Below are 13,262 nucleotides of genomic sequence, written 5' to 3'. Positions count from 1 at the left end.
GGACTGGGTTAGTAGCGATCGCCCGACTCAATTAGGTTTATGGGCGGGTGGGGGTTGGGGTTTCTGCAACGTGAACTGCTTCTCTCATGCGGCGTTGAGCATATGCCAAATTCTTCGCATATTCCTCAACTTTGAGTGCGGCTGTGCTGTATCGAGGGTTGGTGGGGGGTGTCAAATTCATCAAGCGAATCGCTTCTAACCAACTGTTGACGACGGTTTCCCATTCAGTCGCTTGCGTGGCAGTTTGCGTTAGCTCGGCGGCTCGCATGGCTTGATTCACTGCCTCTCTAAATGGATCCTCGACAGGGGCGATCGCCTGTGGACTCGAAACGGTGTTGGGTAGCATTTGCATCGGTTGAGGGCGATGACCCTGCTGAGGAAACGGCTTCGCATTGCCAACTACTTCCATCACCTGGCTTTGAGCTTGCTGAAAACACGATGTTGCGCTTGAACACTGACTGTAATGGATGTACACCGGAAGAGTAGATGCAATCAGCCCGAAGGCAATAACTGAATGACGCAGGATTGCGGAAGGCTTAGAACCCCGTGGAAGTGTATCTGGATATCTGTGTTCAAATGGCTCAATGATATGAAAAGGGGCACTTTCAAGCTGTCGAGCCAGTAAACTCACTTCATACGCTGCTTGCTCCAAAGCAAGTTGACCGAGAGGGGTTTTGATCTCAGAGTGAGTCGCTTCATACACAGGTACAGGCAATTGAAAGCGGCATTCAGAATTGCTTGCTTTGATCAAATTAGTCGTGACATCCGCATCAGAGACATCGAAATCTAGCGTGTCAAAATAAGTGTCGATGTCAACATTTGATTGACTTACAGAACAAGTAGACATGGCATTACAGGGTTAGTTGAAAGTTAGTCAGAACTTAGTCAAAATTCAGTCAAACGAGTGTTCATCGAAGCGAGAACCTAACAAATGTTGGTAGACGCAGGAAGAGCCTGAAGTTGGTCTATGCAGCGGCACGCAGAGGCATTTGTCTCGCTCTCATTTTTTGTGCTTTCAATCTTGCTCGGCGTAACAAAACACGACAAACCAGGTCAGCAAACTCTCGATCAAAATGGCTATTGGGTTTTCCCCGAAGACGCCAATGAAAAAGAATTTTTTCAACGGATGTAACTTTGTAGCGTCCTTGATAAAGTGCTTCAACAATTGCAGAGAGAACCCATTTGGCAGGATATTCTCCTAACCAATTTTTTACGACTTCTTCAGTTGTCTGTTCTTCTAAATCAAAACAGTAATGCGTTAATAGAACTGAGATAGATGCAAATGGATTGTGCTGCATAGTGGGAATAAATTGAACTTCACTTGTGGACAAATAATACGTAAATCTTGGGTTAATAAAAAGAGGGTGACACCCCATATGAGTATCAACCCTCATGCTAATCCGGGATATTGACCCTATGTTTAAAGACGTCGTCAAGCCTTCAATAGAAATGGTTCACAAAGGTGGTATTTTTATTTCTTAATTAATAAATATTTCCTCGCAGTTTTGCATTTCATACTGAACTGTAGAATATTTAGATATAGAGTACTTCTGTCTTTAAAGCAACTTTTCTTCCATGGATTAAGCCGCATTGTGAAATAGTTACCTCCTGGGCTGATGCTCGAATCAGCCCAGGAGGTTTTCACAATACGGCTACTTTTATGAGTTAGAGTTTAGAGGATTAAGTGAGTGAATAAGGATGAGTTTCGATGGTTTTACTATTATTTAATATTGTTAACGTTAGGTCTCCGATTTGCTTTGAAGTCGGAGACCTAACATAAATACGTTGCTTAAACCGAACTGGTTTGATTTTGATTGCTGACTCGAACACAGTTAGGGGTAAATAGAAAAATTCCCTCGCCAATGCGTTCACAATTTCCATCCATGGCATGCGTCCCACCTGTGATAAAGTCGATCGTCCGTTGTGTGTAGTCTGGACTCATAGCCGCTAGATTGAGCACAACTGATTTGTACTCTCGTAACGCTTGAACGACATGCGGGATTTCTTCGAATGAGGTCGGCACGATGACCAGCACCTCAGGAACTCGATGTCCTGCATCGGCAATGTTAGTGACTTTGCTGGCTACACCGGAATGGGCATTCGCTGAGTACCTTGGATCGGTGGAATTTGAATAGTAGGGATGTGGTGGACGGTTGCCCCTGGTGTGGGCATTTACATCATTGGATGAATAGTGCTGCCTATCTGGATAGAAGGAACCATCCGTGTAGCGATCGCCATGTCCATTGTCGTAGCTGTCGTAGCCAGTACGGTCGTAATGAGCACCGTAACCATGACCATAGTTTCTGTTGTAATCAGTGCTGTAACTTGCATCATCACTGTAGGCAGCATCTTCATATTCGTAGGCATGGTGGGGATGGGAGAAGTTGCCAAGACGGTTCAAAAAGAATTGCACTGTTATGCTCCATCACATGTGAAGGGTTGAATCAAGTGAGGGTCGAATTCGGTAGACGACTTAATCGAGGTTGAGGCTTGTGATCCAGGGGTGGGGCGATCGCAGCGTTAGAACGCTCATAAATTCTCCAGGGTTGGGACCCCGTTGCAGTTTGCTCCAATTCCCAATTTCGGCATATCTCAACATATGGAGCATCTTCATGTTGTTGATCAACGTTTGCCGAGAACCAATAGCAATCAACCGGAGTGAATTATTTTCTGTAGGTGGTTTGCCCTTAGAGGCACATGGTTGAGACTCCGCAAAAGGTTTTACAAGTTGAATGCGACCTGAGCCACGATCCTCTCCCGAAGACATGAGATGAGATTGAGTTCCAGCATGATGGTTGGTTACTTCAACAGGTGCTGAGGGGGCGATCGCCATCGTTGCATCACCACACGCAGACGTTTGAGCAGCAGAAATTTGAGCAGCAGACTGGGTAGCAGGCTGAGCAGAGGTCATAAAAAGCTCCGTTGAATATTGATTGAGTGAAAGGTTGAGTGAAAGGGCGGTGTGAGTGGTGCAGAGATGAGGAACGTCGAACCACTTCCGCCTGATGCTCATTAATCTACGTTAGACGTAGATTAATGTCAACACTTAATTTGCAAAAATCGTCTTCTAGCGTAGAGTATCTACTTAAGGCTTAGAATAGTAAACTTGAATCGTACTTCTATGCAGCAATTTGACGTGATCCGCTGGAAGCTCAATGAGGTGATGGCTCGCAATCGGGTGCGGAACAAAGACCTTGCAGAGGCGTTAGACATTACGGAAAATTCTGTCTATCGGCTTCGCAAGGTGGATGAAATGCCTCGTCTGGCTCCCGATCGCCTAAATGGGATTTGTGCTGCCCTCAACTGTCAACCGGGCGACTTGTTGGAGTGGGTGCCTGATGATGTCAAACCTGCTGTGGTGGAGGAGCCATCAACCAGTTCAGCCCCACAACACCTGATGCAAAAAGTTGCAAAGTACTGCGATCAAATCCTGGCACTCTCCTGGAAAGGCTATAAGCACTATGGTCCTGGAGCCGTTGTGTTTACGGAAGCTGAAGACGGACCAGAGATTGCTTACATTGAGCGCAAACGGTTACTAGACCCTGATTGCGTTACAGCGATCGCCAATAATCGTCCAGAGGAGTCAGCCGTTGTGTTGTACTATCCCGATCGCAACTATGACCAGAATGACTACGATGTGTTTACCCTAACGGGACCTCAATCTCCACCAGAATGTTATGCGATGTTGTATGACGAATAGGAAGTGGGGAGTAGGGAGTGGGAAGTGGGGAGTGGTCAATGGTCAATAGTCAATGGAGAGTGGGAAGTCAAGAACAATAAACGATTAATACTTGGTACTTCATTCTTCACTCTTTATTCTTCGTTCTTCGTTCTTCATTCTTTATCGTTTATCCTTCAGCCTTCAGAAGTTATGTCTAGAAGTCCTGCTGCATCTATTTCTACACTCTTGACCTACTACAGCTTTGACTTGGGTGGATATGACGTTGATCAGATTGTGCAAGGCTGGCTAGAGGAATATCCGCCGAAATGGGCGATCGCAGCGGTAGTAGAAGCGATCTTTCAGGGACGCTATAAAGTCGCCTCAGTCGATAACATCTTGTTGAACTGGTATCTCAACGGTCGTCCCCAACATCACTTCGACAGTGAATTTGCCGATCTGGTGTGCAGCAAATTATTCAAGACGATTCCCCCTGAGCCAACGGCATCCACCGCATCGACTCCACCAACGGCATCTAATGCAACGCCAGGGCAATCATTTATGACGGTTTTGAATACTCCCCTGAAACCTGAACCAATCACAAAAGCAACTCAGCGGGAATCATACTCGCTCAACCCAATCAAGCCGCGATCGAGAGGCTTGAATAAAGGAATACAACGGTGGTTGCGGTTCACGACAAAACTCTAAGGGAGGGGAGTAGGGAATGGGGAATTGACATACCCCTTTTATCCTTCATCCTTCATCCTTTACCCTTCATCCTTTACCCTTCAGCCTTTATCCTTCAGCCTTTATCCTTCATCCTTTATCCTTCAGCCTTCAGCCTTTATCCTTTATCCTTCATCCTTTATCCTTTATCCTTCATCCTTTATCCTTCATCCTTTATCCTTCATCCTTCACCCTTCATCCTTTACCCTTCATCCTTCATCCTTCATCCTTCATCCTTCTCTCTTCTTTTTTCCTTCTTCTCTCTTCTCCCCATATCCTCCACCGCCTGGAGTTTCGATGATAAAGCGATCGCCCGGTTGCATATGAACTTCAGCATTGCTGCTCAACACCTCGACAGTACCGTCTGCCCGTTCAACCAGATTACGCCCGATCGCCCCTGGTTCTCCCCCGTTTAAGCCAAAGGGTGAAACGACTCGATGACTGGAGAGAATCGCAGCGGTCATGGGTTCGCGAAATTGCAGCCGACGAATTACACCGTTGCCCCCGTGTCGTTGTCCTGCGCCACCGCTATTGGCTCGAATTTCAAAACTTTCTAGAAGGATGGGAAATCGCCATTCCAGGATTTCTGGGTCAGTCAACCGAGAGTTGGTCATGTGAGTTTGCACGGCATCAGTTCCATCAAACTCGGCTCCTGCGCCTGATCCGCCGCAGATGGTTTCGTAATATTGGTGGCGATCGCTGCCAAAGGTGAAGTTGTTCATTGTACCCTGTGAAGCTGCCATCACACCCAACGCACCATACAGCGCATTGGCGATCGCTTGCGAGGTTTCGACGTTTCCGGCAACCACCGCCGCTGGATATTGGGGATTGAGCAAGCATCCCTCTGGCACAATAATATCCAGAGGTTTGAGACAGCCCGCGTTCAAGGGAATGTCGTCATCAACGAGCGTCCGAAATACATAAAGCACAACGGCTTTACAGATGGCGAGGGGTGCATTGAAATTAGTTGGTTGCTGTGGGGAAGTGCCCGTGAAGTCGATTTGGGCAGAGCGGTTGGGGCGATCGATCGTAATCTTGACTTGAATCTGCGTTCCTGCGTCAGTGGGGTAGGTGAAGTTGAGGGAGGAATTGCGCGTTTCTCGACCAATGGCATCAATGGCACGCCGCACTGATTCTTCAGCGTTATCCTGCACACGCTGCATATACGCTTGCACGGTTGCTAAGCCGTAGTGCTCAGTCATGCGGCGCAACTCTTGCACACCCCGTTTGTTGGCAGCGACCTGCGCTTGCAAATCGGCTAAGTTTTGCGTTGGATTCCGAACGGGATATATCCCCGTGGTTAACAAGTTCAAGATCTCGGCTTCTCGGAATCGTCCCCCTTCCACTAACAAGACGTTGTCCAGCAAAATTCCTTCTTGCTCGACGGTAGTGCTGTTGGGAGGCATGGAACCAGGGGTGATCCCACCAATATCGGCGTGATGTCCACGAGAGGCGACATAGAAGAGTGGTTGGTTAGAGACGTGATTAATCACGTCTTTACTTAAGTTGTAGCCCTCATCCTTGAGAAAAACCGGGGTAATCACAGTGATATCAGGCAGGTGGGTGCCTCCGTTGTAGGGGTTGTTAGAAACGTAGACATCTCCCGGTTTAAGAGACTCACCTCGTGCCGCAATCAGACTACGAACACTTTCGCTCATCGATCCCAGATGCACGGGAATATGGGGCGCATTCGCCACTAACTGCCCCTGCTGGTCAAAAATCGCGCAAGAAAAATCCAACCGCTCCTTGATGTTGACGGAATAACTCGTGTTTTGCAGCGTTACTCCCATTTCTTCGGCGATCGCCCGAAACAGGTTATTAAAAATCTCCAACAACACTGGATCAGGTTTATGATCGTCGCGATCGGGATCAACGCGATCGGGATCAACGCGATCGGGATCAACGCGATCGGGATCAACGCGATGAATCGCGTCTCTACCAGTTCCTTCCCTTTTATCCTTTATCCTTTCGCCTTCATCCTTCTCTTTTTCCTCCTTCCTCCTCACCACCAACTCATTCGCCGCTGTCAAACTCGCTTCCCATCCGGGTTCAATTACGTTGGTTCCAGTCGCTTCAATAATCAACGCCGGACCGGAGATGCGATCGCTCACAGACAAAGCCTCTCGTTGAAAGACGGGTGTATCCCACCAGCGACCTTTGGTGTAAATCGGAACGGTGGCGATCGCGGTTGCGGCTTCAGCGGACGGAGTGGTGTTTACAGCGATTTGGGGAGATGGGGTTTGTCCAATGACTTCGACCGATGCGGCTTCTACCAGTAACGGCTTTGCTGCCATGATGAAGCCATAGCGTTGCTCATAGGTCTGCTCAAACTGGGCAGTCATCGCGGTTAGCTCAGCCCAATCTGCGGTCAGAGCAGAATCCGTTCCCTCATACCGCAGGTGCAGTTTGGGCAAGACGCGAATCTGAGTCTCGGTAATGCCCTGTTGTGCCAGTTCTGCCCGTCCCTCGGTTTCCAAGCGGTTCAGGTGTTCCGCCAACTGGGGCAACAGGGATTCCTGCAATCGGGCTTCGATCGCCTGCTCCCGAATGGTGCTGATATCTGCCAAACCCATGCCATATGCTGACAAAACTCCTGCATAGGGATGGATAAAGATCTGCGTCATCCCCAATGCCTCAGCAATCAGGCAGGCGTGTTGCCCTCCGGCTCCACCAAAACAGCAGAGGGTGTATTCTGTGACATCGTAGCCTCGCTGAATCGAGATCTTTTTAATGGCAGTTGCCATTTTGTCGATGGCGATCGCCAAAAATCCCTCTGCTACTCGTTCGGGCGATCGCTGATCCCCGGTTTTGTCATAAATCTCAGTTGCCAGAGCTGCAAATTTCTGGTGTACAACGTCCGCATCTAACGGCAGGTTTCCCTCCGTCCCAAACACGCTAGGGAAAAATTGGGATTGCAGCTTGCCTACCATCACATTGCAATCCGTGACGGTGAGCGGACCGCTCCGACGGTAGCAAGCGGGACCCGGATACGCTCCAGCCGACTCTGGACCAACCCGATAGCGGGAACCATCAAACTGGAGAATCGATCCCCCACCCGCCGCAACCGTGTGAATCGCCATCATGGGTGCTCGCAGTCGCACTCCGGCAACCTCGGTTTCAAATGCCCGTTCATACTCGCCATTGAAATGGGAGACATCGGTGGAGGTGCCGCCCATGTCAAAGCCAATGATCTTGGGGAATCCGGCTTGCTGACTGGTGCGAACAGCCCCAACGATCCCCCCGGCAGGACCCGACAAAATGCTGTCTTTACCCTGAAACAGTTGGGCATCGGTCAACCCCCCATTGGATTGCATAAACATCAGTTGAGGGTTTGACTCCTCCCTTTTGAAGGGGGGCAAGGGGGGAGCTAAATCATTGCCCCCTAAATCCCCCAATTCTGGGGGACTTTGAGCCGTTTGGAAGCCCCCCAAAGTTGGGGGGTGGGGGGGCTGCTCGGCATCCTTCTTAACTGAAGGGATTGAGGAGGTGGGCTGCAACTCAGCCGCAATGCGATCGACATACCGCCGCAGTATCGGTGAGAGATAGGCATCTACGACCGTGGTATCGCCTCGGCTCACCAGTTTCATCAGCGGACTGACCTCGTGAGACACGGACACTTGAGTAAAACCGATTTGCCGTACCCGTTCCGCCAACTGTCGTTCGTGATCGGGATAGCGGTAGCCATGCATCAGGGCGATCGCACAGGAACGAATGCCACTATCATACGCCGCTTGTAGCGCAGCCACGAAGGACTCTGAGAATTGTAATGGGATCAACTCCTCACCCTGCGCCGAGTACCGTTCCTCGACCTCAATCACCTGCTCGTACAGCATCTCCGGGAGAACAATGTGACGCGCAAAGATGTTGGGACGGTTTTGATACCCAATTCGCAGCGCATCCCGAAAGCCCTTGGTAATGAGTAAGAGAGTGCGATCGCCCTTTCGTTCTAACAAGGCATTGGTGGCAACTGTAGTGCCCATCTTCACAGCGGCAATCTGCTCCGCCGGAATGGGAGCATCGGTGGGAATGCCTAAAATCTCCCGGATTCCCTGCAATGGAGCATCAACGTAGCGTCCTGGATTCTCCGATAGCAACTTGTGGATCACCAACGTTCCGTCGGGACGTTGCGCCACGATGTCAGTGAACGTGCCACCGCGATCGATCCAAAATTGCCACCGTTGATCGCTTGCTGTCATCTCCAATCCCTCAAAGCCTTAGCTATCAGGATAGAGGATCTCTCAGCCCCCCGGATGCTTCAAGCATCCGGGGGGCTGAGTTCAGTCTTGTACCCAAACCGAGACAGAGCCACCTTTGCAGCGAAACTCACCCCAACCCCACTCATTCGTTTGCACAGGTTCCTTAATGTGCTCCGTGATGTCGCGGAACGTGGCATTGGGTTTGCCCACCTCCATCCACTTGTGACCCGCCGGACCATCACTCATGATCACCGCCATTGCCTTGGGATAGCTCTTGTTGCCCAACCGAGTCCAACCGATAGTGTTGAAATGATCAAAGTAATCGTATTGATCCCCATAAGCATAGTTTTTGCGAGCAAAGAGGAATTTATCGATCAGCCAGCGATGAGACGTCAGGTGAATACCATATTCGTTGCCATCTCGTCCGCGATCGCGATAGTCTGCCCCGTAATAATCGGCATAAAACACACAGGGATACCCCTCTCGCCGCAACAAGATCAGCGCATAAGCTAGCGGTTTAAACCAGCTTTCGACCACGGACTCTAAGGCCTGCAACGGTTGAGAGTCATGGTTGTCAACAAAAGTAACGGCTAACGTCGGCTGTTTCTGCATCAGCGTGCCATCCAGAATGCGGCGCATATCGTAGTGTCCACCCGATCGGCTCGCCCGATGGAAGTTGTAATGCAATGGCACATCAAACAGGGAGATCTGCCCACTGGTTTCGCGGATAAACCAATCCAGCGATCCCATGTCTTCTGACCAATATTCTCCAACGGTAAACAGTTCCTTTTGCGCGTAGTGGCGGACGTGACCCAGCCATTCCTTAAAGAAACTGGCACGGACGTGCTTCACGGCATCCAGACGAAATCCATCGACTCCGGTGGTATCTAGAAACCACTCTCCCCAGTACTTCAACTCGCCCTGCACCTGATCCACGCTGGTGTCCAGATCACATGCCATCAAAAAGTCGTAGTTGCCGTGTCGGGGATCGACCTGGGTTTCAAACTGCTTGTCTTTGAAACGATAAACCGTGCTGTCGCCTTGCTTATACATGTTGTGGTTCACCGAGTCAAAGTGCCACCAGTGCCACTTCATGCTGGAGTACTTCTCACCTCGACCGGGAAAGGTGAAATGGGTCCAGATTTTGATACGCTCAACCCCACCCGTGTTGTAGTTACGGTTATCGGACGAAACGGGGTAGGCATCAACTTCCTCTTCCTCGTCTCCCCCATTCTTATGGTTGAAGACACAATCGGCATAGATTTGAATTCCTGCCGCTTGAGCCGTCTTGATCGCAGCTAACAATTGGTCGCGGGTGCCGTACTTGGTTCGTACCGAGCCTTTTTGGTCAAACTCTCCCAGGTCAAACAAGTCATACGCTCCATAACCGACATCAAATCCTCCGCCACTGGCTTTATAGGCGGGAGGCAACCAGAGTGCGGTGATCCCTGCTTTGGCTAAATCGTTTGCCTGATGTTTAACCTGCTCCCAGAAGGTGCCGTCAGCAGGAATGTACCAGTGGAAATACTGCATCATGACGCCGTTGAGGTCTGCCATACGGGTTTCTCCTGCAAAAGAATAGAAGATGACATCACCACTATGGGACGCAATCTTGGGTTTGCCATTCCCCACTATAGGTGCTTCTGTTCGGATTCTCTGTTAATGGAAAATAAAATCTGTTGGGTGGGGAGTAGGGACTGGAGAGTGGGGAATTGGGTGTGGGGAATGGGGAGTAGGGAGTGGGGAGTAGGGAATGGGAACAGGATCAGGAAAACTTACTTCTTTTTTCTCTCTTCTCTCTTCTCTTTTCTCTCTTCTCTCTTCTTTTTTCTTCTTCCTTTTTATCCTTCATCCTTCATCCTTTAGCCTTTATCTCCCATCTCTCCACATATCAAAACGGGATGGCGCAATCTAAAGCGATCGCACCATCCCCTTGCCTGGTTATTAATTTCGTCTCGCCTATCGCGTGGGCCGTCGCCGTTGCAAGAACTCAGGAATATCCAGCCCGTTGGGCTTACCCCTGGGATCAGGAGCCGGAGTCGGGGTTAGGGAAGGACCGGGCGATCGCTTCAGAGGCGATACTCGGGATGCTGTACTGGTTGCAGGAGGCGCAGAGGCTTCAGCAGCAAAGCCAGTGGCAATCACTGTGATTCGCACCTCGCCCTGGAGGCGATCGTCAATCACCGCACCAAAGATGATGTTGGCATTGGGATCAACGGCTTCGTAGATAATTTCAGCCGCTGCGTTGACTTCATGCAACGTGAGGTCACTGCCGCCTGTAATGTTGAACACGACCCCTCTTGCTCCATCGATCGAGGATTCCAGCAGAGGAGATGAGATAGCCGTCATGGCGGCTTCGCGGGCTCTGGACTTGCCAGAGCCAATCCCGATGCCCATCAAGGCTGAACCTGCGTCTGCCATTACCGCTCGCACATCGGCGAAATCGACGTTCACCAAACCGGGGATCGTAATGATATCGGAGATGCCTTGCACACCCTGACGCAGGATATCATCCGCAACGCGAAATGCTTCTTGAACGGGGGTCTGCTCTGAGATAACAGTCAACAGCTTGTCATTGGGGATGACAATTAATGTATCAACTCGACTCTGTAGAGCGGCGATCCCCTCATCGGCTTGAGCGGTGCGTCGTCGTCCTTCAAAGGTAAAGGGACGAGTCACTACCCCAACCGTCAGGGCACCAACCTCTTTAGCAACTTCAGCGACGATTGGAGCCGCTCCTGTTCCAGTGCCACCGCCCATACCAGCGGTAATAAAGACAAGATCTGCATGTTCTAACGCGGCTGCAACTTCATCACGGGACTCTTCAGCCGCCTTTTGTCCAATGGACGGATTACCGCCTGCTCCCAAACCGCGTGTCAGCTTTTGCCCCACCTGCAACCGATTAATGGTTGTGGCATGGGTCAACGCTTGAGCATCGGTGTTGATTGACCAGAACTCGACGCCAGACACCTCGCTGGCGATCATGCGGTTAACGGCATTGCACCCTCCACCGCCAACTCCAATTACCTTAATTCGGGCTACGCTACTCGGCACGATATCATTACTCCTGGATTCTTCAGCCAGTGAGTCTCTTGTATCACGAACTTGACCTAAGTGTAGCCCAGAGTTTGTAAAAGGATTTGCCGTGTTCATCGGTCGTTAAAAATGGAGGTACTTTCCGTCGTGGATTTTTATGTGGAATAGCTATCAATTTAATACTAGATGTTGTTTGAATCGGAAACGACGGATACTAAAGATTTTTCAGATTCTAAAGCTCTAGCAACTCTAGTTCAATATAGAGGAACTTGTTCCAAAAACCAATCAAATGTTTGATTAGGCTCTGTACCACTAGTAGGTATGGATGCTGTAGCACTCCATATTTAGCGTGGTCAGAGTATCTCGGCTGGGGGTTGATAACTATAGGGGTTACTTTAACATTGCATTTCCGGAATCGCACAACTGATTTGCATCTTTATGCTAAGAAATGAGAATTAATTCACTTCTATTAGCACATCTCGCCTCAGTTGAGGTTGCTTTCAAATTAAGTTGCTCTCAAAAGCCACAAATCTCTAACAGCTTAGGTTACGCAATGATGTAGGTTCCGCTATGCTAACTCATCCGACAAAAAACTGCCCGTTGTCAGATCCGCAAGGTCATTGTTCATCAACACCACTTCACTGATCCACGTCTGTAGGGTCAGACTCAACTGCCTCTGATGGAGCACCAGTCGAGGGTTGCACAGTTTGAACAAGTGGGGTCGCTGGATTTTTCAAGTCAATATAAATGATTTGCTCAGACCCGGTTTTTTCGGTGATGTAGCGCATTTGATCGAGCGTGCGGAGTTGGATTGCAAATCGGGATGAGTAGGGACCAAAATGCACCACCCCTAACTCTGTGGTCAGAATTAAATTGCCTGGGTCTTGCCAGTTAACTTCTGTTACCTTGACCGGGCTTTGAGTCAGCACCTGATAAAGCTCTTTCCAGTGAGCTTCATAGTCAGACGGTGTGCCAATGACTCTTAAAGTCGGCAAGGTGAAGGGTTGGTTTAGAGAAGTGTAGCTTTCCAACGGAGTCCAGGTGCCTTCTGCATCCAACACGCCGACTTGAGATGCCGCAGCAGGTTGAGATGCAACTGGAGACGCATTTACCGGGTAGATCAGGGCAACCGGATGCCGCTCTTTGACCCGTACGGTGAGACTGGGTGGAAATAAATGGCGGGTGACGATCGCATTTTCAATGGGGGACTGTGTCTCCAGTTGTTGGGCGATTGTTTGGGGTTGCAGGGTTAACAGCGACTGAGGATAGGCGATCGGCAGGAGGGATTGTACGGTTTGAGTCGAAAGTAACTCATTGCCCTCTATCTGAATTTGGCTGGGGTGGCGAATAACCCAGATGGGTAGGGTCGTGACCCAGATGGTGCCCCCCGCTAGACCACACACCAGGAGCGATCGCCAGAGTGCTCGCAAGGCTCTGAGGCGGCGTTGTCGGCGCAACCAACGGCGGCGATCTGCCAGGTTCGCTGGAGAAATGGGTGCAAAATCAGTCATGCAACTCTTATACCAAATCCCGTTGTGGCGTAGTGGTATCGACTAAATTCAAGCCTTTTCCAGTCATCGGAGGATTCTTACAAGCCCCATCCTTTTAGTAAAGACACATTTTTTAGGAAAGACACACCATTGTAA

The 13,262-nt window shown here is 49.9% G+C and carries 9 protein-coding genes and 1 pseudogene; 2 read left to right on the top strand and 8 right to left on the bottom strand.

Annotation, left to right across the window (positions count from 1 at the left end; translation table 11 throughout):
* Window positions 1-37: 37 nt before the first annotated feature.
* The 4 genes from H6G89_RS10590 to H6G89_RS10575 form a co-directional block, all read right to left on the bottom strand.
* Window positions 38-847 carry a hypothetical protein gene (locus tag H6G89_RS10590; protein WP_190505806.1) on the bottom strand — a complete coding sequence of 270 codons (810 nt, stop codon included), beginning with the start codon at window positions 845-847 and terminating at the stop codon, window positions 38-40.
* 118 nt (window positions 848-965) lie between these two features.
* On the bottom strand, window positions 966-1,298 hold the full coding sequence (locus H6G89_RS10585) for a hypothetical protein (RefSeq protein WP_190505803.1): 333 nt from the start codon (window positions 1,296-1,298) through the stop codon (window positions 966-968).
* Between the two features lie 491 nt (window positions 1,299-1,789).
* Window positions 1,790-2,413 carry a cell division protein SepF gene (locus tag H6G89_RS34400; protein ID WP_309229773.1) on the bottom strand — a complete coding sequence of 208 codons (624 nt, stop codon included), beginning with the start codon at window positions 2,411-2,413 and terminating at the stop codon, window positions 1,790-1,792.
* A gap of 60 nt (window positions 2,414-2,473) precedes the next feature.
* Window positions 2,474-2,911 carry a hypothetical protein gene (locus H6G89_RS10575; protein WP_190505801.1) on the bottom strand — a complete coding sequence of 146 codons (438 nt, stop codon included), beginning with the start codon at window positions 2,909-2,911 and terminating at the stop codon, window positions 2,474-2,476.
* A 210-nt stretch (window positions 2,912-3,121) separates the two neighbouring features.
* Here H6G89_RS10575 and H6G89_RS10570 point away from each other — a divergent pair, with 210 nt between their 5' ends.
* Both H6G89_RS10570 and H6G89_RS10565 read left to right on the top strand, forming a co-directional pair.
* Complete coding sequence (locus H6G89_RS10570) at window positions 3,122-3,700, top strand: helix-turn-helix domain-containing protein (protein ID WP_190505799.1); 579 nt, start codon at window positions 3,122-3,124, stop codon at window positions 3,698-3,700.
* Window positions 3,701-3,871: 171 nt separating this feature from the next.
* Window positions 3,872-4,366: a hypothetical protein gene (locus tag H6G89_RS10565; RefSeq protein WP_190505797.1), complete on the top strand. Its 495-nt coding sequence runs from the start codon at window positions 3,872-3,874 to the stop codon at window positions 4,364-4,366.
* A gap of 248 nt (window positions 4,367-4,614) precedes the next feature.
* Here H6G89_RS10565 and H6G89_RS10560 read toward each other — a convergent pair whose 3' ends face one another.
* The 4 genes and pseudogenes from H6G89_RS10560 to H6G89_RS10545 form a co-directional block, all read right to left on the bottom strand.
* Entirely contained in the window at window positions 4,615-8,580 is a 3,966-nt protein-coding gene (locus tag H6G89_RS10560) for a hydantoinase B/oxoprolinase family protein (protein WP_190505795.1), read from the bottom strand.
* Between the two features lie 81 nt (window positions 8,581-8,661).
* Window positions 8,662-10,137: an alpha-amylase gene (locus H6G89_RS10555; RefSeq protein ID WP_190505793.1), complete on the bottom strand. Its 1,476-nt coding sequence runs from the start codon at window positions 10,135-10,137 to the stop codon at window positions 8,662-8,664.
* 560 nt (window positions 10,138-10,697) lie between these two features.
* A pseudogene (gene ftsZ, locus H6G89_RS10550) lies at window positions 10,698-11,733 on the bottom strand (cell division protein FtsZ); the annotation flags it as partial.
* Window positions 11,734-12,254: 521 nt separating this feature from the next.
* Window positions 12,255-13,127, bottom strand: a complete 873-nt coding sequence (locus H6G89_RS10545; RefSeq protein WP_190505789.1) for a cell division protein FtsQ/DivIB — start codon at window positions 13,125-13,127, stop codon at window positions 12,255-12,257.
* Window positions 13,128-13,262 lie beyond the last annotated feature (135 nt).

This window comes from Oscillatoria sp. FACHB-1407 (assembly GCF_014697545.1).
GTDB lineage: Bacteria > Cyanobacteriota > Cyanobacteriia > Elainellales > Elainellaceae > FACHB-1407.
The sequence above is the reverse complement of the archived record's forward strand: the minus strand, read 5'-3'. Positions and strand labels throughout refer to the sequence as shown.